Here is an 18,980-nt window from a genome sequence, read left to right as displayed (position 1 = left end):
GGGTGCCGGGGGTGCCGGGGGTGCCGGGGGTGCCGGGGGTGCCGGGGGTGCCGGGCATGGCGGGCGTGGCGGCATCGGTCTCGGAGGTGCCGGATGCGCAGACGTCCGCCTTGGGGACTTCGGGCGCGGCGACCCGCGACACGGCGACCCGCGACACGGCGACCCGCGACACGGCGACCCCCGCCCCGGGGGCACCCGCGACACCCGCCCCGGCGGTCCGCCCGATCGACTGTTGCTCGGGGTCGCGCTGCTCACCCTGCTGTCGGAGCTCGCCCGGCGGTCGCCCGTCCTCGTGTTCGCCGATGACCTCCAGTGGATCGACGCCGGTTCGCTGGAACTGCTCGCCTTCGCCGCCCGGCGCATCGGCGACGAACCCCTCGCCGTGCTGGCCGGAGCCAGGGACGGGGCGGGCGACGGCGCCCGGGGTGGGGCCCGGTCGCCGTTCTCCGGCTTCCCCGTCCTCACGCTCGACCCGCTGGACGCGGCCGCCGCGGGCCTCCTGCTGGACCGGCAGCCGTATCCGCCGACCGGCAGCCGCCGGCTCCGCATCCTCGACCAGGCCGCCGGAAATCCCCTGGCGCTGATCGAACTCGCCCGGGCGAACGGCGCCTGCGGCGCGGACTCGGCCGACTCCGCCGACGGGGAGCTCCTGCCGCCCACCGACCGTCTGACGCGGGTCTTCGCCGCCGACCTCGAGGCCCTGCCCGAAGCCACCCGGCAGGCGCTGCTCCTGGTCGCGGCGGACGACCGGGCGGTGGCGGGCCGGGTGGAGGCGCTGGCCCCCGCCGAGGCCGCCGGACTGCTGCGGATCACCGGCGGTGGCCGCGACGGCTGGCGGGCCCGCTTCCGGCATCCGCTGATCAGGTCCGCCATCTACCACTCCGTACCACTGGCCGCCCGCCGTCAGGCCCACCGCGACCTCGCCGCGCTGCTCGGCGCCGAGCCCGACCGCCGCGCCTGGCATCTGGCCGCCGCCGCGGAGGGGCCGGACGAGGAGATCGCCGCCGCGCTGGAGGAGTCGGCGGCCAGGGCCCGGGAGCGCGGCGGATACACCGCGGCCACCACCGCGCTGGAGCGTGCCGCCGAGCTGAGCCCCGGGCGGCGCGACCGCGCCCGCCGCCTGGTGGCCGCGGCGGGTGCCGCGGTGTCCACCGGACAGCCGCACTGGGTGCGGCGGCTCGCCGCGCGGGCCGCCGCGCTCACCGACGACCCGGCGCTGTCGGCCGAGGCATCGCTGCGGGTGGGCCAGGTGCTCACGCTGAGCACCGAGCACGACACCGCGGTGTCCTTGCTGCTGCGGGCGGCGGAGGACCCCGAGCTGCGCCGGGTCGCGCTCTCCTCGGCGTCGGTGGCGGGCTTCTACTCGGGCGCCGAGGAGTACCGCCTCGCCGTACGGGCCCGGGTGCCCGACGACCCCTGGACGCTCGCGGTGACCGACCCCACCGCGCACCGGTCCGAGCGGGTGGCGGCGATCCCGGCTCTGGTCGAGCGGGCGGACGGCGACCCCGCCCGGCTCATCTCGCTCGGCGCCATGGCCTGGCTGCTGGACGAGACCGCACTCGCGGTACGGATCTTCGACGACGCCCTCCACCGCTGGCGGCTGGGCGGCTCCCTGCCCATCGGCCTCGGCTGCTCGGCCGGGTGGTCATACCTGGACCACGGGCGGTGGGCGCAGGCCCGTACCGCCGCCGTGAACACCAGCTCCGCGGGCGCCGGGCTGCCGCACCTCGACGCCGCCGCACGGTCGCTCGAGGCCGCCGCCCTCGCGCTGACCGGACGGACCGACGAGGCCCGCGCCGCGGGCTCGGCCGCGCTGTCCCTCGTCGACCCGCACCGCAGCCGCGCGGTCGCGGTCCGGGCCCGGTGGGCGCTGGGCATGGCCGCGGTGGCCGACGGCGACCACGCCGGCGCGTACGAGCAGTTCCGGATGGTGTTCACCGCCGACGGCGACCCCGTCCACTACGCGTGCTCCTACCCCGCGGTCGCCGAACTGGCCGCCGCGGCGGTCCGCACCGGCCACGGCGCCGAGGCCGCCGCCATCGTGGAGCGCACCGCCGACCGGCTCGCCGAGGACCCCTCGCCCCGGATGCGCATCCTGATCCACCGCGCCCGCGCGCTGCTCGAACCGTCGCGGGCGGAGCCGCACTTCAGCACGGCACTCGCCGAACCCGCGGGCGGCCAATGGCCGTTCGAACGCGCACAGCTCCTGCTGGACCATGCCGAATGGCTGCGCCGCCGCCACCGCATCACCGAGGCCCGCCACCAGCTGAACACCGCGCTGGAAACCTTCCGCCGGCTCGGCGCCCCCTCCTGGATCGACCGCACCCAGGCCGAACTGCGCGCCGCCGGTGTCGAATCCGCCCCCGCCGGCCCCGACGCCCTCACTTCGCTGTCCCCGCAGCAGCAGCACATCATCCGCCTGGCCGCGCAGGGGCTGAGCAACCGCGAGATCGGCGAACGGCTCTTCCTCTCTCCCCGCACCGTGGGCTCGCACCTCTACCGCAGCTTCCCCAAGCTCGGCGTCACGGCCCGCTCCCAGCTGCGGCACCTGATCGAGGCGTCCGGCCAGCCGTAGTGGCGGTGGCCACGGCGATGGCAACCCGCCCCCCGCCCCCGGATTCACCGGCATGGACGTACCAGGATGCGGGTACGGGCCGGGGCAGTCATGGTGGAGCGACCGGTCCGCCCAGAAAGGCAACCGATGACGGATCTTCAGGAAGTGGACCGTATCGCCGCGGCCGACCACCACTTGGCGGTCGTGTCGACGACGCGCGCCGACGGCTCGGTCCAGGCGTCCGTGGTCAACGCGGGGATCGTCGGCCATCCGGTCTCCGGTGACCAGGTGGTCGCCTTCGTCACCTACGGCCCCGCCAAACTCGCCCATCTGCGGGCGCGTCCGCGGGCCACCGTGGTCTTCCGCGCCGGATGGAAGTGGGCCGCCGTCGAGGGCCGCACCGAGATCGCGGGGCCCGACGACCCGTTCCCCGGGATCGACCCGGAGCGGCTGCGGCTGCTGCTGCGCGAGATCTTCACCGCCGCGGGCGGCGCCCACGACGACTGGGCGGCCTACGACCGCGTGATGGCCGAGCAGCGCCGCGCCGCCGTCTTCGTCCACCCCGAGCGCGTCTACAGCAACTGAACCCCGTGGCGGCGCCGGGGCCGCGGTATCCGGGCCCAGCCACCGCGGCGGGGACCCGTCCCGTGGCCACCGTCACCCGGCGAGACACCGGCGTCGTCAGAAACGCACACGACCGGCGCCGTCAGAAGCGCACACGGCCGTCCCCGTCCACCCTCGTCGCGGGGGCCAGTTCCTGGGAGGCCTCTTCGACCTGCCGCAGGATCCGCCGTGCCGTCGGGGCCGGGGGAATCACCGGCTCGCCCTCGGCGGTGAGCTCGACCGGATGGAGACGCAGCCGGGGAGGCCCGTCCCCCAGGGTCACCTCGAACACCGCGCTCTCGAACCACGGCCGGTCGAATATCCGCTGCTTGTAGCGGGAGGGCGGGCGCCGGTCGGCGGGGGCCACCTCCTCGCAGGGATGGAACAGGAAGTTCCCGGTCGAGTAGAGGATGAGGCCGTCCCCGTACCGCTCGACCGGGTGGAGGCAGTGCGGATGGTGTCCGATCACCAGATCCGCACCGGCGTCGACCAGCCGCCGCCCCAGCGGCTGCTGATACTCGGCCAACGGCCCCTGGTTGCTGGGCAGATAGCACCAGGGAACGCCCCAGTGCACCGCCACCACCACCGTGGCGGCCAGCTCCCCGGCCCGCCGGACCGCCTCCTCGGCCCGCACCACATCGGCCTCGCGCGCCGTGGTGCGGACGTACGGCACGGTCCCGGGCTGCTCCTCGACCAGCACACCGTCGAACTCATAACTCTGCTCGATCCGCACCGGAGCGATCCCGGGCCGATGTGAGGTGGCGTTGAAACCCGGTGGCAGGGCACAGCACAGGCTCAGAAAGGCCACCTCGGCGCGGCCCCGGCCGGTGAGCCGTACCGCGCGCAGCGCCTCGTCGAGGTCTTCCCCGGCCCCGGCGTGCGTCACACCGGCCGCGTCCAGAGCCGCCCTGGTGCCGCGCAGACCGTCGATGCCGTAGTCGAGCGCGTGGTTGGTGGCCAGCGAACAGCCGTCGAAGCCGAGCCGGGCCAGCTCGGGGGCCATATCGCCGCCCACGCGGAAGACGACAGGCTTCTCGGCCGGATACCCGGTGTCGGTCAGCGGGACCTCGAGGTTGCCGATCGTCAGATCGGCGTCCCGCAGCAGTGGCAGCGCCGAGGTGCCGGGGGAGAGGTCCCCGCCGAGGGCCACGGCCGGTCTCCGGGCGACGACCATGTCCCCCACGGCGATCAGCTTCATCCGCCACTCCCCCCACTCGGGCCGGTCCATGACCGGATCAGGCTACGCGGGGCCGGGAGCCGTCCGCCGGGGACCTGAGCCGCACGCAGCGATCTGTCAACAGTGTTGGATCTGCCTGGTCCGTCGGTGTAGATGGGTATTTGGACGTCGGGCGTCACATGGGCTGGGTCGCAGGCAACGAGGTCTGCGGCGGCAATCCGAACTTCCGCGCGAACGCGTCGCCATGACGGTGCCGAAGCGGGCCTGGCAGAAGCCGTTGGCAGGGGTCGGGAACCGCACCACCGGTGAGCTGGTCTCCTACCGTTGCTGTTCACGGTGCTCGCCGTCCGGCACATGCACGATACGGCCCACCGGCTCGGCTGGTCCGACCGGCGACGTCGCCACGAGGTCCGATCCCAGGCCAGCCACTATCGCTGACAGGCCGCGAAGGACACATGAAGATCACGATCTATCGGCAGGAGTACTGATCAGTCGGGATCACCATCCGCTTGGGACCGCCAAGATAGGGTTCTCCCCCGACGCGCTACCTGCCTCATTCGTACCCATAGTCGAGCGTGAGACATCACATTCGCCGCCGCTCGTAGTTGTCGGCGTGGCTGGCAAGACACCGTGCGGCCTGTGAATTCGGCAGGACTAGGTCCTCGGCGTCATCAGGAATCGCACCCGCGACGGAGTCTTCCGGCTCGCCGACCCACAGTTGCACCGCCTCCCAGGCGGAGAAGCTGGCGTCCCAGGCTTCCTTCAACCGCCGATACCACGGCCCGCCCGCGTCGAACCCGACCGCTCCGGTGCCGCCCCGGCTGACGTAGCCAGCGGCATCCTCGGTCTCCGAGGCCCAGAGGTACCCGATCACATGACCTTGAAGAACAACCGGCAGGCAACGAACGACCGTATCGGTGCACGCCCGATACGTGGTCAGCTCCAGAGTCCACGGACCAAGCGGCCCGAAGTCCCCCGGCCGCCCCGTCGGTTCCCAGTACGACTCAGGCACGGCCTTCCCCACTCGATCGTTGCCTCATCACGCAATCGTAGTCACAGCGCATCACGCCACGACATCCCCGACCACCAGATGGGCTGACCACTCCTGAACCGCGATGGCTCATAACTGGACAGCGGTTTCGGGACGACCGGCTCGGTCGCCGCATTCCGAATATCAGCAGGCGACGCCGGTGACACCGGTTCCGGCAGGGGCTGAGCGCCGCGCTGGATGTGATTGCTATGGCACCCGCGCCGTCCACCCTTCGTCGCCGTACTTCACGAGGGCGAGTTCCTCGGCACGTGCCATCTCCTGCTCGGTGACCCGCCCCCGGGCGAGGCCGTAGCGGGCACGGAAGGAGCCGAGCATGCGGTCGATGATCTCGGCTCGGGGCAGGCCGGTCTGGCGGCGCAGCGGGTCGACGCGCTTCCTGGCGCTCTCCGTGCCCTTGTCGGACAGCTTCTCCTTGCCGATGCGCAGCACGTCGAGCATCTTGCCGGCGTCGATGTCGTACGCCATCGTCACGTGGTGCAGCACCGCGCCGCCGCCACTCGCCAGGCGCTTCTGCGCGGCACCGGCGATCTTGCCCTCCTCGGAGGCGATGTCATTGAGGGGCTGGTACCAGGCCTTGACGCCCATGTCGCCGAGCGCGCTCAGCACCCAGTCGTCGAGATAGGCGTAGGAGTCGGCGAACGACAGGCCGGAGACGAGGGAGGCCGGTACCGAAAGGGAGTAGGTGATGGTGTTCTCGGCCTCCACGAACATGGCTCCGCCACCGGAGACGCGCCGCACCACCGTGACTCCGTGGCGGGCCGCGCCCGTCAGGTCCACTTCGTTGCGGAGGGACTGGAAGCTGCCGATGATGACGGCCGGGCCGCCCCACTCCCAGACCCGCAGCGTGGGCGGTCGCCGTCCGGCGGCGACCTCGTCGGTCAGCACCTCGTCCAGGGCCATGTGCAGCGCCGGGCTCTGCGGCCCGTCATGGATCAGCTGCCAGTCGTGGTCCGTCCAGTCGGTGGCGCGGGACAGCGCACGCCGCACCGCGATGCCCACGGCCTCGGGGGAGAAGCCGAACATCACGGTGTCGGCGGGCAGCCCCGCCGTGACGCGGGCGGCGAGTGCCTGGGCGTCCGCGTCGGCGGGCGCGCCCTCCAGGGCCCGGTCGATGGCGTGCAGCGCCTCGTCCGGCTCCAGGAAGAAGTCCCCCGCCACCCGCACCCCGCGCAGCGCGCCGTCGTGGACCTCCAGATCCACGACGACCAGCTTGCCGCCCGGCACCTTGTACTCACCGTGCATGCCCTGCACCGCCTCCTGTCTCCGCCCCGGCGCTCCCGATCATTATCCCGCGCCCACGGCCGGATCCCGAGCGGTGCTCGACTCCGGGCCACGGCGCGGGAGGCCCGACGGGGTCAGGCTCCGGTGGTCGAGCCGGGCCGGACGATCATGAGGATGGTCACCGTCGCCCAGAGCAGGTTGAACACGCCCGTGAACATGGCCAGTTGGACGGTGTCGGACCGCTCCAGGGCCTTGCTCGCACCGAGGCTTTCGAGGAGTTCGCCCTGGCGTGGCAGGACGAAGGCGACCAGGACACCGGCGGCCGCGGCCGTCAGGGCGATGGAGGCGGTGAGCCAGCCGCTGTCGAGGACACCCATCACGGCGGCGGTGGCGAAGCCGAAGACGGGCACGGCCAGGCCCATCGTGGCGTAGACGCGGCAGATGCGGTGCAGCAGCCGCACCGTGCCCAGGTCCGCCGGGCCCTCGGCGGCGGCCGCGTGGGCGTTGCGGGCCGCGGGCGGGAACATGCTGGCCGCGACGGTGACGGGGCCGACCGCGACAATGGCGGCGAGGACGTGCAGGGTGAGCAGGATCTTGGTCATCGGGTGGCGTCCGGCTCCCTTACGAACGTGGTGGGCACCAGCGTCTCCTTCCGGGCGTGGGGCGGGTGATGCCCGCCCCACGCTAGGGAGCCGGAAGAGGAGCACCCAGGGGCTGGAACGACAGAAGCCAACGGATTCCAGCCAACGCATGGTCGCCGGTCCCGGCCCGATGGCGGCGTCCCATCGCGTCTCATCCCTCGACGTACTGCGCCACCCCGTGGCCGAACGACCAGTCGGCCGACTCGTTCTCGGTCAGGGTGATGAACACGTTGCGCGGCTCGGTGCCCGCGTACTCCTCGGCGAGTTCGGCGATCCGCCGGTACAGGGCCTGTTTCTGCGTCGGTGTGCGCCCCGAGCGCATCGTGAGGGCGATGTACACGATGCCGTCGTCGCGCGGCACACCGAGGTAGTCGTCGTAGCGCAGCATGCCGCTGTTGCCGTCATGGCTGGTCAGGACCTGGAACCGGTCGTTGGGCGGGAAGCCGATGGTTTCCACCAGCGCGTCCTGCACGGCCCGGCCGAGCGCGTCGAGCCGGTCGGCGTCGGCCCGTAGTGCGTCAATGCGGACGAAGGGCATGTTCAGGGGCTCCCATTCGGACGAGGGGTCGGGGGTCGGGGAAGGGCACGGGCCCGGCGGAGATGGGTTCAGCGGGCGCGGGGCCAGCGGACATGGGTGGTGAGCAGGCCGAGCGCCCCGTCCATCGCCCGGGCGTACACCTCGGCCGAGTCGGCGGCGCGGGCCAGCACATAGCCGCCCTGCAACACCGCGACCAGCGCGGTGGCCGTGGCCACCGGGTCCAGCCCGGTGTCGAGCTCGCCGCGCGCCCGGCCCTCCGCCAGCAGCCCGGCCAGCCGGTCGGTGAGCCAGGCGAAGGTCTCCTGGACAGGGCGGCGCAGCTCGGGATCCGCCATCACATCGGGGTCCTGGGTGAGTCGGCCGACCGGACACCCCTTCAGCGCGTCCCGCTCCCGCCGCAGATACGCGGTGATCCGCTCGACCACGCCGCCGGAGCCGCCGAACTCGGCCTCCGCCCGGCCCCTCAGCTCCTCGGCGCTGCGGCCGATCGCGGCGAGCGCCAGGTCGGGCTTGCCGCGGAAGTGGTGGTACATGCTGCCCTGGCCCGCGCCGGAGCGCTCCTGGATCGCCTTCGGGCTCGTGCCCACATAGCCGCGCTCCCACAGCAGCTCACGGGTGCTTGCGATGAGTCGTTCCCGGGTGTCCATGACGACGACCCTACATACTAGTAGGTACAAAAGGAAACGCGCGGACGGCTCCCCGGTGAGAGGATCCCCCGGTACTGGGCGCGCCGGTTCGTACGGCGGAAGACGTGGAAGGTGACGATGTACGCGATACCCCTGGGCGAGGACGGCGCGGAGCTGCGCCCGCTGGAGCCGTGGCAGGCCGAGGAGTTCCTCGCCCACATGGACCGGGGAAGGGAGTTCATCGGGCGGCACATCGCACTGGCGGACGCCGTGGCCGACCTGGAGTCGGCCCGGGCGTTCCTCCAGGGGTACGCGGACAAGGCGGCGGCCGACACCGGACGGATCCACGGCATCTGGACGGACGGCACGCTGGTCGGCGGAGTCCTCTTCCGCACGATGGACGTCAAGCAGCGCACCGCGGAGGCGGGTTGCTGGCTGGAGCCGTCGGCGGTGGGCAGGGGGCTGGTGACCCGCGCCACGCGCGTGATCATCGACTGGGCCGTGGAGGAGCGGGGCATCCACCGCGTGGAGTGGTGGGCGAAGCCCGCGAACGAGGCCAGCGTCGCCGTGGCCCGGCGGCTGGGCATGACCAAGGACGGTGTGCTGCGGGAGTGCTATCTCTACCGGGGCGAGCGGCATGACATGGAGATCTGGTCGGTGCTCGCACCGGAGTGGCGGGCGGGTCGGAAGCCCTCCTGATGGCGACCTGGACCGACGCCTTCGTCGCGCCCCCCGAGCCGTCCCCGCTTCCGCCGGAGTCCTTCGGCCGCCTCGTGGTGGAGCTGGCCAGGGAGCGTGTGGTCCGTACGCCGTGGTGGCTCCTGGCGGGCAGGCTCTGTGTCAACGCGAGCCTCAACTGGGTCAGCGTCAGCGGACGGGCGTGCTATGAACGGCCCGCCCCGGGGACATCGCTGCGCACCGAGCGGCACCTCCTGTGGCAGGAGGACGACGACCCGCCGCCCTGGGGCGATTCCCACGAGGACGCCAGGCTGCTCGCCACCGATGAGTCGATACGCCACGTCCTCCCGGCCCTCCGGGCGGCTCCCTACGGCAGGGAGGACATCGCGGTCGTCTTTCCCCGTCTGGACTTCCGCCACCGCGGCATCTCCGACTTCCTGATCGGCGAGGACCACCGCACCATGCTGGTGTGCTTCGCCCTCGCCCGCCCCCAGGTCCGCCCGCTCGCCACGGAGGACACGGCGAAGGCCCACGGGGAGGTGCACCCCGTGCGCACCTGTGTGGTCCACACCTACAAACTCGCCCGCCGGATCGGCCCGGCCCCGGCCATCACCACCATCGCCGCCCGCTACTTCGGCCCCGACCTGGTCACCGGCAGGACCTGGGGCTGACGGCCGTACCCCACCGGATCAGCGGTGGCGGCGGGCCACGGTGATGATCTCGGGGCTGGTGTCCGTCAACGGCCCGCGATCCCAGTCCCCGAACCGCTCCGCCACGGCCAGCCCCGCCTCGTCCAGGAACCCCGCCAGCGCGTCCGGGCCGAGGAACCGCAGGGTGCTGCGGCTCAGCAGGGGCCGCTCCCAGGCCGGGCTGCTGTAGGTGTGGGTGGCCGTGACGAGATCGCCCCGGCCGGGCGGCTCCACCTCGCACACACAGCGCACCACGGCCCCGGTGACGTCCACCACCTCGCCCGAGTACCGCTCGTCCCAGCCCTCCCACTCCCGCACCAGCGGATTGCGGGTCTCGAACACGAAGCGGCCACCGTCGGCCAGCGCCGTGGCGATCGCGGCCAGCGCACCGCGCAACTCCTCGTCGCCGAGCAGCGTCTGGAAGGCGTGGCCGGTCATCACCACCAGCTCGAACTCGCGGTGCCACCCCGGCGCCGAGGCCAGGTCGCCGAGCACCCACTCCACATCCGGGCGCTCGCGCGCCACCTCCAGCATCCCCGCCGCGGGATCCAGCCCGCACAGCCGCCCCTCGTGCCCGGCCTCCCGCGCCCCGCGCAACAGCGCGCCCGTGCCGCAGCCCACGTCCAGGACGGAACGGGCGGACATCACCAGGGGCAGATAGAACCCGAAGTCCCCGCGCTCGTCCCAGGGGCAGAACAGGTCGTACAGCGCGGCCAGCCGGTGATCGGAGAAGTGCGTGTCCACCATGGCCGTCACGGTGCCCCCGGGCGTGGCGGGCGCGCAAGACATGGCACCGGCCGACGGCGCGGTGGTCCAGCCGTCATACGATCGGAAAGGGGACTTTGCCGTCTCCGGGAGCCTTCGATGCCCGACTCATCCGACCCGCCACCCGACCCGTCCGAGCCGATGCCCCGTGCGTCCGACCCGGCGTCCGACCCGTCAGATCCGAGCCCCGAATCGCTCGACCAGCGGCTGGCCGCCGTCGCGCGCCATCCGTTCCGCGCGAAGTTCCATCTGCGCGGTCGCGAGCGGGCCACGGCCGAGCTGAGCGGCCCGTCGGCATTGCGCTGGCACGCCTATGACCTGATCGCCAAGCGGCTGGCCCCCGCCGAGCCCTACAAGGACGGCAAGCAGACGCCCTATCGCGGCCACCCCGTTTTCGTCGCCCAGCACGCGACCGCCACCTGCTGCCGTACTTGCCTGCGGCGCTGGCACGGGATTCCCAAGGGGCGGGAGCTGAGCCGCGCGGAGCGGGCATACGTGGTCGATGTGATCTGCCGTTGGATCGAGCGCGAGGTGGCGGGGGCCCGGACCAGGCCGGGTCCATGAGGTTTTTTGCCATCGGCACCGCCGGGCGGTAAACCTCTCGGAGCCCGGCCGCGTCTAGATCGACAACGGACGCACAGCACCGGTGCCACTGACGGGGCCGGTTTCCGGGGACCTATACACGGCATGTATACATGGGATGCCTACACCCCGTGTATGCACTTGGCGTATAGAGGCGTGCGCTCCGGGAGACAACAGACGGAAAGGCATTCATGTACGGCAAGGCATTCGCCCCTGAGTACCAGGGCTCCCTCACCACCCTGTCCGTGAACTCGTCCCTGGTCGAGGTGTTGGCGGCGGGCACCGAGCAGTTGCGGGCCGCCGAGCGGGGCGGCTCCCCGGGCGAGGCGGCCCGCGCGGGGCTCGCGGTCGCCGAGGCGCATCGCCGGCTGGGGCAGGTGGGCGAGGCCGACCGCGAGTGGAAGGCCAGCTATCGGGCGGCCCGTGCGGCGGGGGACCTCGGTGCGATGGCGTGGGCGCTGTGGAGCGGAGGCACCCTCGCCCGCCAGCGGGGCGCGCTGGCGCTGGCGTGGCGGCTGCTCGCCCTCGCGGCCGACCTCGGCGAGCGCGGCGGGGACATCGTCGTCCGTGGCTACTCACTGGCCGGGATGGCGGAGACCGGCCGCATCCAGGGCGACTACGACGCCGTGGGCGCGCTCCACGAGCGGCTTCTCGCCGAGGCGAGGAAACGCGGCGAGGCACGCCACACCGTCTGGGCGCTCGAGGGCATCGCCCAGATGCACCGCAACACCGGGTCGTACGACTCGGCCTACGCGATGTTCGAGGAGGCCGCGGAGATAGCCGCGAAGGCCGAGGACCGGCGCGGACACGCATGGGCGCTGCGGGGCATGGCCGACATCGTCTCCGTACGCGACGGGGACGTCGAACGCGCGCTGGAGCTGCTTTCCGAGGCTGAGCTGACCTGCCGCGAGATGAACCTGGTGAGCGCGCTGGCGTACAACCACAAGATGCGCGGCAATGTGCTCTACCGCGCGGGCCGTTACGAGGCGGCCCGCGCGATGTACCAGCGGGCCCTGGAGGAGTTCCGGGAGATGAGCGAGCCGCGCGGCGAGGGTCTTGCCCGGCTCGGGCTCATCAAGTCCCTGGCCCGGCTGGGCCGCGACCGTGCCGAAACCGCCGATGACCTGTCCGAACTGGCGGGTGCGCTGGAGCGGATCGGCCTGCGGCACGCCCGCCGGATGGTGGACCGGGCACGTGAGGAGTTCGGCCTCACCGAGGTCCTGGAGGTGGCGCTGTGACGACGGCGTTCCCCGAACTCCTCGGAGCGGACGAGACCGCGGCCACCGCGGATCGGACCACAGGCGCCGCGGATCAGACCACGGCCAGCGCGGACGAAATCCTCGGCCGCTGCCGGGAGTTGGTGCGGCCCGCGCTGGCCGAAGCGGTCGGGCGGCTGCACCCGTGGGTGGCCGAGATGGCCGCGTACTCCTTCGGCTGGTGCGATGTGGGCGGTACGCCCGCCGGGGGATCGGGCGGCAAGGGGGTCCGGCAGGCCCTGGCCGTGCTGTGTGCGGAGGCGTCCGGGGCGTCCGGTGAGGCGGCGGTCGCCGGGGCGGTGGCGGTGGAGCTGGTGCACACCTTCTCACTGCTGCACGACGACATCATGGACGGCGACCAGACCCGCCGCACCCGCCCCACCGTGTGGAAGGCGTACGGGACCGGACCGGCCGTGCTCGCGGGTGACGCCCTCTTCGCGCTGGCCGTGGAGGCGCTGGCCGCCGTGGACGGCGTCGGATCCGCGGCCGCGGTACGGCAGTTGAGCGCGGCGCTGGGCGACCTCGTCCGCGGCCAGGCGGACGACCTGCTCTTCGAGTCACGCCCCTGGACGGGACCCGAGGCGGTGGGGCCGGAGGAGTACCGCACGATGGCCGAGCACAAGACCGGGGCGCTGCTCGGCTGCGCCGCCGCCCTGGGCGCCGCGCTCGCCGGGGCGCCGGAGCCCACCGTGGCCGCCCTCGACCGGGCCGGACGGCATATGGGCGTGGCGTTCCAGGTGGTGGACGATCTGCTGGGGATCTGGGGTGATCCCGCGGTCACCGGCAAACCCGTCCACCGGGATCTGCGGCAGCGCAAGAAGACCTTCCCCGTGCTCGCGGCGCTGAGCGCCCGCGGCCCCGGCGCCCCGGCCGCCGAGCGGCTGGCCACGCTGCTGGAGGAGCCCCCGGACACGACCCCGGGCACCCCGGACACGACCTCGGACACTCCGGATTCCTCCGACACCCCGGGCGACGCCACCACGCGCCGGGCCGCCGCCCTGATCGAGCAGGCCGGTGGCCGCTCCGCGGCCCTGGAGGAGGCCGACCGCCACATCACGGCCGTGGAGACATGCCTGGAGAGCCTGCCGCTCGCGCCCCGCGCCGGAGCGGAACTGCGCACCCTGCTGGACTTCCTCGTACGGCGCGACATCTGACCCGTGAAGGGCATACCGCCGCGTGCTCAGCGGCGGTCCGGTCCACGGGGAGGGCCACCCCTCCCGCGCGGTCAGCGGCGGTCGCGCACCGCGTCCAGCCGGTCGCGTACCCACAGCTCCACATCGCCCACGTGCCGACTGGCCGCCGTGAACGCGGCCAGGCTGTCATGGGCGCGGAGCGCGGTGTAGACGTCCATGTGCTGCTGGTGGGTCCAGGACAGCACATCGGACGTGACCAGGGCGCGCCAGATACGGGCCCGGGCGGTGCGCTGGGTGACCGAGTCGGCCAGCGAGGCGAGGGTGCGGTTGCCGGAGGCGGCCATGATGTCGGCGTGGAAGGCGATGTCCTCGTGGACCAGCTCCTCCGGATCCTGCAGACCGCGCATCCGCTCGATCCGCTCCTGGAGTCGCCGGACTGCTCGGCGGGGTGCTGCTGCCCCGGGCCCCGCCATCGCCGCCCTGTGCGTGGCCGCGCTCGGGTTCCTGGGCGCTCAGCCGGTCTTCTGGACCGTGCCGCCGACCATCCTGTCCGGCGCCCATATGGCCGGGACCATCGCGCTGATCTCCGGCTTCGGCAACCTCGGCGGCTTCCTGGGCCCGTATCTGTTGGGCGTCGCGGAGCCGGGGACCGGCTCGGGCGCCACGGGTCTCTACGCCATCGCCGCCATCCTGGCGGCCGGTGTGGGCGAGGCGACCACCCTCCGCTGGGTAGGAACACCGATTACACCCTCGGATCCGATTGAGGAGAGGACGACAGATGACACGCATCGTGCGCTTCGCCGATGAGGCCGGGACGGTCCGGACCGGAGTGGCCGACGACGCCGGCGGGATCCGGGCCTTCCCCGGTGCGCCGCTCATCGCCGAGCTGCTGCGGCTGCCCGTGACGCAGCTGCGGGCCCTGGTGGAGAACACCGCCTCCGGCCCGGCCGCCGCCCATGAGGAGGACGTTCTGCCGCTGCCGCCGCTTGACGGGCTGATGGAGCTGTGGGCGGCGGGTGTGACATATGAACGCTCGCGCGAGGCCCGGGTGGAGGAGAGCACCGAGCAGTCGGTGTACGAGCGGATCTACGACGCCGAGCGCCCGGAGCTGTTCTTCAAGTCGCCGCCGTGGCGGGTGGTGACCGACGGCGAGCCGATCGCCGTACGGGACGACTCCGAGCTGAACGTCCCCGAGCCCGAACTGGCGCTGGCGCTCAACCGGCACGGCGAGACCGTCGGCTATCTGGTCGCCGACGATGTGAGCTCGCGGTCCATCGAGGGCGAGAACCCGCTCTACCTCCCGCAGGCCAAGATCTACGCCGGAAGCGCCGCCGTGTCCTCGGCGATCGTGCCCGCCTGGGAGATCGACGCGCCCGACGCGCTGGACATCACCATGGCGGTGTGGCGCGACGGCGAGGCGGCGTACCAGGCGGCCACGTCGACCGCTGCGTTCCACCGCACCCCGCAGGGGCTGGTGGACCACCTGTGGCGCTGCCAGCCCTTCCCCGACGGCGCGGTGCTGTCCACCGGCACCGGCATCGTGCCCGCGCTCGATTTCACCCTGCGGGCCGGGGACGTGGTGGAGATCTCCATCGAGGGGGTCGGCGTGCTGCGCAACCCGGTACGGGCCCGTCAGTCCGAGCTGGACTGGCTGGTGGAGGCCATCGCCGAGCCGCTGACCCGCCGTGCCCACCGCAGCCGGCTCCCGGAGTGACCCGCGGTCGCCAATAGAACGCTTGCTCGATTACAGCGAGTACCCTGTACATATGGGTACGTATCTCCAGGGCTCGCTCTTCGACCAGACCGATGACATCGGTCTCGGCTCGCTGCGCGGGACGCACCGGACCGAACTCGGGTCCGGGGCCTGGATCGATCTGCTGCCCGGGTGGCTGAGGGGAGCGGACGAGCTGTTCGCCCGGCTCGTCGCCGAGGTCCCCTGGCAGGCCGAGCGACGGCATATGTACGAGCAGGTGGTGGACGTGCCACGGCTGCTCGCCTTCTACGGCGCCGACGACCCGCTGCCGCACCCCGTCCTGGCCGAGGCCCGGGAGGCGCTTTCCACGTACTACGCCACCGCGCTGGGGGAGCCCTTCACCACGGCCGGGCTGTGCTACTACCGCGACGGCCGGGACAGCGTGGCCTGGCACGGCGACCGCACCGGCCGCGGCAGGACCGAGGACACCATGGTCGCCATCCTGTCCGTGGGCGCGCCCCGGGACCTGCTGCTGCGCCCGCGTGGTGGCGGCAAGGCCATGCGGCGGCCGCTCGGCCACGGCGATCTGCTGGTGATGGGCGGCTCCTGCCAGCGGACTTGGGAACACGCCGTCCCCAAGTCCTCCCGCGCCACCGGCCCGCGCATCAGCGTCCAGTTCCGCCCCAGCGGCGTGGCGTGACGCACGGTGGCGTGCTCCCGGCTCGGCACAGTCCCCGACTCCTACCCCGATCCGGACACGTCGCCGTCCCCGTTCCGGGGGCTATCCGCCGGAAGCGCTACCCACTGACCTCGCGGGCAAGTACTCTCCGTGGCGACACTGGTACGTGACGGGTGATGAAGCGGGGTAGCGGGGGTGCGGGTGATGGCGGAGGCCGGTGACAAGGTCGCCGACCGATATCTCCTCCAGGAGCCCATCGGGAGAGGGGGGATGGGCGTCGTCTGGCGGGCCCACGATGAACTGCTGGACCGCCAGGTCGCGGTGAAGTGCGCGCGGCCGGACGACGACCGCGCGGTGGCGCGCCTGACCAACGAGGCGCGCAACGCCGCACGGCTGCACCATCCGCACATCGTCTCGGTGTTCGACTTCGTGGACGAGGGCGAGATCTGCTGGATCGTCATGGAATACGTGTCCGGGGGCAGCCTCGCGGACATGGTGCGCGACCGTGTCGCGCTCCCTCCGGAGGAGGCGGCCGCCATCGGCTGCCAGATCGCCGCCGCGCTGGCGAAGTCGCACGCCGAGGGCGTGGTGCACGGTGATGTCACCCCGGAGAACGTCCTGATCACCGAGGACGGGGTCGCCAAGCTGACCGACTTCGGCATCTCCCGGGCGCTGTGGAGCGAGGCCACCATGACCCAGACGGGCGGGGTGCGCGGCAAGCCGCCGTATCTGCCGCCCGAGGTGGCCAGGGGAGAGGCGGCCGACCGGAAGTCCGATGTGTTCTCACTGGGCGCGACCCTCTACGCGGCGATCGAGGGGCGGTCCCCGTACGGTGAGGCATCGCACCCCATGGCCTATGTGGCGCGGGCCATCGAGGGCTATATCGAGACCCCGCACCGCGCCGGTCCGCTGGTGGACGCGCTCACCAAGCTGCTGGCCCTGGAGCCGAGGCGGCGCCCCGCCGCCGACCAGGCCGTACGGCTGCTGCGGCGGGTCGCTCCCTCGTCCCCGCGAGTGGAGGACCTGGACGGTCTCGAGGACATCGAGGCCCTTGAGGCCCCGCACGACGGCGGCACGCTGGACCGCACCCCCTTCACGATGCGGCTGGTGCCGCCGTCCGTCCGGGGTGCGTGGCGCCGTCCGGGCCGCCGCGTGGTCATCACCACGGCCGCGCTGGGCACCGCCGCCGCCCTGGTGGCCTGGGGCGCCCTCTTCGGCCCCTGGGGCGACGGGCGCTCCGACGAGAGCCGTGGGTCCGGGAAGGACGGCGGGCGTGGCGCGTCCGGCACGGCCGGCTCACCGGCGGGTACGGGCCCGGCCGGCACCATCGGCGACGCGCGGACCGCCGACCCCTGCACGTTGCTCAACCCCGTCTCGCTCAGCCGCTTCGGCGAGACCGTGCTCGACCCGGACTACGGCGAGATCGATCGATGCGATGTCCTGCTGCAGGGCGAGAGCGGCGATGACATCGCCGACGTCCAGCTCAACTTCAGCGCCGATCCGCCAGAGCCGGGTGGCGATGTGCCCACCAGACGGGTCGGCAATGTCACCGTCGGCGCGTATCAGCGCGACGGTGACGAGTGCCTGCGGAACATCGCGTCCGCCGACCACAAGCAGATCTGGATCATCACCGAGCGGCTTGACACCCCCGCGCCCGACCCCTGTCAACTGGGCGACGCCGCCACCGACTACGTGCTCAGTGTGCTGGACCGCGGTCAGGTCCCCCGGCGCTCCGGGCAGCCGGTGGCGGGCTCCCTGCTGCGGGGACACGCCTGCGGGCTGCTGGACAGCGATGAGCTCAAGCGGGTCGCGGGTGTCCGGGTGGCGGACCGCGACCCGGGCTTCGGCGACTGGCAGTGCGAGTGGACGGACGGCTCGGGCGACGCGGGGGTCAAGGTGGTGTTCAACCGGGACAACCAGTTCTCCACGGATGACGGCCAGCGGGCGGTCATCGCCGGCCAGCGGAGCTCGGTGTCCCCGAACGAGTGGGACGACGACTCGTGCCTGGTCCAGATGTTGCACCGGTCGTACCGCAACTCCCTCGGTGACGACACCGTCGAGTTCGTGTCGTTGAACGTCTACGGGCCCCGGTCCACCGAAAAGCTCTGCAAAACCGCCAAGGCGCTCGCCGCCACGGCCGCGAAGAAACTCCCCACATCATGATCACAACACCTCCCGGCAGCGATCGCCCTGCCACCGGCCGGGCCCCCGCCGCCCGTCGCCCCGCCACCGCCCGTCCCGCCGTGGGCGGCCGATCGCTGCCCGCCGCGCACGGCAGTCTGGCCCGTGGGGTGACCGCGCCGGCGCCGGGCACCGCCTTCGCCCTCGCGCTGACCGGTGGCATGACCCTCGGCCCCGGCGAAGGCCGTGAGCTGCTCTTCGGGCGGAACCGCCCCGAGGTGCACATCTGTGTCGGCGAGGACGACCCCCAGGTCAGCCGCTGCCAGGGCAGACTGACCCACCGCCACGGCCGGTGGTGGGTCGCCAACAACGGACGGCTGCCCCTCCGGTTCCCGTCCCGGCTGCTCTTCACGGGCGAGGAGCCACTGCCCCTCGAGACCGGCTACACCCCGCTGTTCGTCCGGGGCTCACGCGACCGTGAGCATCTGCTGGAGGTCTTCGTCAGCGGCCCCGAGACCGAGCGGCCGGTGGCCCTGCCCGGGGATGTCACCCGCCCGCCCCGCGTATGGGTGCTCACCGAGGAGGAGAAGCTGGCGCTCATCGTCCTCGGACAGCGGTATCTGCTCCACGAGCCCCGGCCGCAGCCCCTCACCTGGAGGCAGACCGCCTCCCAGCTCGCGGAGTTGCGCCCCGCCGAGGGCTGGAGCGAGAAGCGGGTGGAGCACCTGGTCAACCGGGTCCGCGCGATGCTGTCCCGGGGCGGAGTGCCGTGGCTGACCCGCGAGGAGGTCGGGGAGCCGGTCGGCAACGCGCTCAACGACCATCTGATCCGCGCCCTGATGATGTCGACCACGCTCGTTCCCCCCGACCTGGCCCTGATCGACGCCGCCTGACCGCACGGCGCGTGCTGACCGCTCAGCGCGTCCCCTCGGCCGAAAGTCTGATGTGGCGACGGCGGCCGGACCGTAGCGTG

General features: G+C 72.7%; 20 protein-coding genes. 12 read left to right on the top strand and 8 right to left on the bottom strand.

All coding sequences use genetic code 11. The annotated features are described in order from the left end of the window. The first annotated feature begins 232 nt into the window (after window positions 1-232). Window positions 233-2,575 (top strand): helix-turn-helix transcriptional regulator, encoded by a 2,343-nt coding sequence (locus VT50_RS14195; protein WP_240529171.1) that lies wholly within the window; start codon window positions 233-235, stop codon window positions 2,573-2,575. Window positions 2,576-2,701: 126 nt separating this feature from the next. Further along, the gene (locus VT50_RS14190; protein ID WP_046088399.1) at window positions 2,702-3,139 is read left to right on the top strand and encodes a TIGR03618 family F420-dependent PPOX class oxidoreductase; all 438 of its coding nucleotides are present in this window, start codon (window positions 2,702-2,704) and stop codon (window positions 3,137-3,139) included. Window positions 3,140-3,260: 121 nt separating this feature from the next. Here the strand turns inward: VT50_RS14190 and VT50_RS14185 are convergent, their stop codons facing one another. From VT50_RS14185 to VT50_RS14160, 6 genes are all read right to left on the bottom strand, one after another. Continuing rightward, complete coding sequence (locus VT50_RS14185; RefSeq protein ID WP_053048694.1) at window positions 3,261-4,385, bottom strand: CapA family protein; 1,125 nt, start codon at window positions 4,383-4,385, stop codon at window positions 3,261-3,263. A gap of 532 nt (window positions 4,386-4,917) precedes the next feature. Continuing rightward, window positions 4,918-5,346 carry a hypothetical protein gene (locus tag VT50_RS14180; protein WP_046088419.1) on the bottom strand — a complete coding sequence of 143 codons (429 nt, stop codon included), beginning with the start codon at window positions 5,344-5,346 and terminating at the stop codon, window positions 4,918-4,920. A 225-nt stretch (window positions 5,347-5,571) separates the two neighbouring features. Continuing rightward, entirely contained in the window at window positions 5,572-6,627 is a 1,056-nt protein-coding gene (locus tag VT50_RS14175; RefSeq protein WP_046088396.1) for a lipoate-protein ligase LplAB, read from the bottom strand. Window positions 6,628-6,740: 113 nt separating this feature from the next. Continuing rightward, window positions 6,741-7,208, bottom strand: a complete 468-nt coding sequence (locus VT50_RS14170; RefSeq protein WP_046088395.1) for a DUF2269 family protein — start codon at window positions 7,206-7,208, stop codon at window positions 6,741-6,743. Window positions 7,209-7,398: 190 nt separating this feature from the next. Next, window positions 7,399-7,785: a tautomerase family protein gene (locus tag VT50_RS14165; RefSeq protein ID WP_046088394.1), complete on the bottom strand. Its 387-nt coding sequence runs from the start codon at window positions 7,783-7,785 to the stop codon at window positions 7,399-7,401. Window positions 7,786-7,853: 68 nt separating this feature from the next. Then, window positions 7,854-8,432, bottom strand: a complete 579-nt coding sequence (locus VT50_RS14160) for a TetR/AcrR family transcriptional regulator (RefSeq protein WP_046088393.1) — start codon at window positions 8,430-8,432, stop codon at window positions 7,854-7,856. A 117-nt stretch (window positions 8,433-8,549) separates the two neighbouring features. Here VT50_RS14160 and VT50_RS14155 point away from each other — a divergent pair, with 117 nt between their 5' ends. Then, window positions 8,550-9,110 carry a GNAT family N-acetyltransferase gene (locus VT50_RS14155; protein ID WP_046088392.1) on the top strand — a complete coding sequence of 187 codons (561 nt, stop codon included), beginning with the start codon at window positions 8,550-8,552 and terminating at the stop codon, window positions 9,108-9,110. Beyond that, window positions 9,110-9,760: a hypothetical protein gene (locus VT50_RS14150; RefSeq protein ID WP_143645217.1), complete on the top strand. Its 651-nt coding sequence runs from the start codon at window positions 9,110-9,112 to the stop codon at window positions 9,758-9,760. The genes VT50_RS14155 and VT50_RS14150 overlap by 1 nt, the downstream gene beginning before the upstream one ends. A gap of 18 nt (window positions 9,761-9,778) precedes the next feature. On the opposite strand, the gene VT50_RS14145 is transcribed toward VT50_RS14150, so the two are convergent. Further along, the gene (locus VT50_RS14145) at window positions 9,779-10,525 is read right to left on the bottom strand and encodes a class I SAM-dependent methyltransferase (RefSeq protein ID WP_046088390.1); all 747 of its coding nucleotides are present in this window, start codon (window positions 10,523-10,525) and stop codon (window positions 9,779-9,781) included. A 117-nt stretch (window positions 10,526-10,642) separates the two neighbouring features. On the opposite strand from VT50_RS14145, the gene VT50_RS14140 reads away from it, so the two are divergent. The 3 genes from VT50_RS14140 to VT50_RS14130 all read left to right on the top strand — a co-directional run bounded on the left by VT50_RS14140 (window position 10,643) and on the right by VT50_RS14130 (window position 13,535). After that, window positions 10,643-11,107, top strand: coding sequence for a DUF4186 domain-containing protein (locus tag VT50_RS14140; protein WP_206269406.1), 465 nt, complete (start codon window positions 10,643-10,645; stop codon window positions 11,105-11,107). A gap of 209 nt (window positions 11,108-11,316) precedes the next feature. Next, window positions 11,317-12,363, top strand: coding sequence for a tetratricopeptide repeat protein (locus VT50_RS14135; RefSeq protein WP_046088389.1), 1,047 nt, complete (start codon window positions 11,317-11,319; stop codon window positions 12,361-12,363). Then, window positions 12,360-13,535 carry a polyprenyl synthetase family protein gene (locus tag VT50_RS14130; protein WP_078840853.1) on the top strand — a complete coding sequence of 392 codons (1,176 nt, stop codon included), beginning with the start codon at window positions 12,360-12,362 and terminating at the stop codon, window positions 13,533-13,535. The genes VT50_RS14135 and VT50_RS14130 overlap by 4 nt, the downstream gene beginning before the upstream one ends. Window positions 13,536-13,606: 71 nt before the next feature. Here VT50_RS14130 and VT50_RS14125 read toward each other — a convergent pair whose 3' ends face one another. Further along, on the bottom strand, window positions 13,607-13,987 hold the full coding sequence (locus VT50_RS14125; protein ID WP_075200452.1) for a FadR/GntR family transcriptional regulator: 381 nt from the start codon (window positions 13,985-13,987) through the stop codon (window positions 13,607-13,609). Window positions 13,988-14,000: 13 nt separating this feature from the next. Here VT50_RS14125 and VT50_RS14120 point away from each other — a divergent pair, with 13 nt between their 5' ends. The 5 genes from VT50_RS14120 to VT50_RS14100 all read left to right on the top strand — a co-directional run bounded on the left by VT50_RS14120 (window position 14,001) and on the right by VT50_RS14100 (window position 18,900). After that, on the top strand, window positions 14,001-14,321 hold the full coding sequence (locus VT50_RS14120) for a hypothetical protein (RefSeq protein ID WP_046088388.1): 321 nt from the start codon (window positions 14,001-14,003) through the stop codon (window positions 14,319-14,321). Beyond that, a complete protein-coding gene (locus VT50_RS14115) occupies window positions 14,293-15,228 on the top strand; it encodes a fumarylacetoacetate hydrolase family protein (protein WP_046088387.1) in 936 nt (311 codons plus the stop codon). Before VT50_RS14120 ends, VT50_RS14115 begins: the two co-directional genes overlap by 29 nt. A gap of 52 nt (window positions 15,229-15,280) precedes the next feature. Then, window positions 15,281-15,907, top strand: coding sequence for an alpha-ketoglutarate-dependent dioxygenase AlkB (locus VT50_RS14110; RefSeq protein ID WP_046088386.1), 627 nt, complete (start codon window positions 15,281-15,283; stop codon window positions 15,905-15,907). Window positions 15,908-16,090: 183 nt separating this feature from the next. After that, a complete protein-coding gene (locus VT50_RS14105) occupies window positions 16,091-18,049 on the top strand; it encodes a serine/threonine-protein kinase (protein ID WP_046088415.1) in 1,959 nt (652 codons plus the stop codon). Beyond that, the gene (locus VT50_RS14100; RefSeq protein WP_240529167.1) at window positions 18,046-18,900 is read left to right on the top strand and encodes an FHA domain-containing protein; all 855 of its coding nucleotides are present in this window, start codon (window positions 18,046-18,048) and stop codon (window positions 18,898-18,900) included. Before VT50_RS14105 ends, VT50_RS14100 begins: the two co-directional genes overlap by 4 nt. Window positions 18,901-18,980 lie beyond the last annotated feature (80 nt).

This window comes from Streptomyces antioxidans (genome assembly GCF_000968685.2).
In the GTDB taxonomy this organism is placed as follows: Bacteria; Actinomycetota; Actinomycetes; order Streptomycetales; family Streptomycetaceae; genus Streptomyces; species Streptomyces antioxidans.
Note: the sequence above shows the minus strand (reverse complement) of the source record. Positions and strands in the feature narration are given on the sequence as shown.

Coding starts and splice junctions, on each gene's coding strand:
- VT50_RS14190 (WP_046088399.1), top strand. CDS start 2,702: ATGACGGATCTTCAGGAAGTGGACCGTATCGCCGCGGCCGACCACCAC.
- VT50_RS14185 (WP_053048694.1), bottom strand. CDS start 4,385: ATGGACCGGCCCGAGTGGGGGGAGTGGCGGATGAAGCTGATCGCCGTG.
- VT50_RS14175 (WP_046088396.1), bottom strand. CDS start 6,627: ATGCACGGTGAGTACAAGGTGCCGGGCGGCAAGCTGGTCGTCGTGGAT.
- VT50_RS14170 (WP_046088395.1), bottom strand. CDS start 7,208: ATGACCAAGATCCTGCTCACCCTGCACGTCCTCGCCGCCATTGTCGCG.
- VT50_RS14165 (WP_046088394.1), bottom strand. CDS start 7,785: ATGCCCTTCGTCCGCATTGACGCACTACGGGCCGACGCCGACCGGCTC.
- VT50_RS14160 (WP_046088393.1), bottom strand. CDS start 8,432: ATGGACACCCGGGAACGACTCATCGCAAGCACCCGTGAGCTGCTGTGG.
- VT50_RS14155 (WP_046088392.1), top strand. CDS start 8,550: ATGTACGCGATACCCCTGGGCGAGGACGGCGCGGAGCTGCGCCCGCTG.
- VT50_RS14150 (WP_143645217.1), top strand. CDS start 9,110: ATGGCGACCTGGACCGACGCCTTCGTCGCGCCCCCCGAGCCGTCCCCG.
- VT50_RS14145 (WP_046088390.1), bottom strand. CDS start 10,525: ATGGTGGACACGCACTTCTCCGATCACCGGCTGGCCGCGCTGTACGAC.
- VT50_RS14140 (WP_206269406.1), top strand. CDS start 10,643: ATGCCCGACTCATCCGACCCGCCACCCGACCCGTCCGAGCCGATGCCC.
- VT50_RS14135 (WP_046088389.1), top strand. CDS start 11,317: ATGTACGGCAAGGCATTCGCCCCTGAGTACCAGGGCTCCCTCACCACC.
- VT50_RS14125 (WP_075200452.1), bottom strand. CDS start 13,987: ATGGCGGGGCCCGGGGCAGCAGCACCCCGCCGAGCAGTCCGGCGACTC.
- VT50_RS14115 (WP_046088387.1), top strand. CDS start 14,293: ATGACACGCATCGTGCGCTTCGCCGATGAGGCCGGGACGGTCCGGACC.
- VT50_RS14110 (WP_046088386.1), top strand. CDS start 15,281: ATGGGTACGTATCTCCAGGGCTCGCTCTTCGACCAGACCGATGACATC.
- VT50_RS14105 (WP_046088415.1), top strand. CDS start 16,091: ATGGCGGAGGCCGGTGACAAGGTCGCCGACCGATATCTCCTCCAGGAG.
- VT50_RS14100 (WP_240529167.1), top strand. CDS start 18,046: ATGATCACAACACCTCCCGGCAGCGATCGCCCTGCCACCGGCCGGGCC.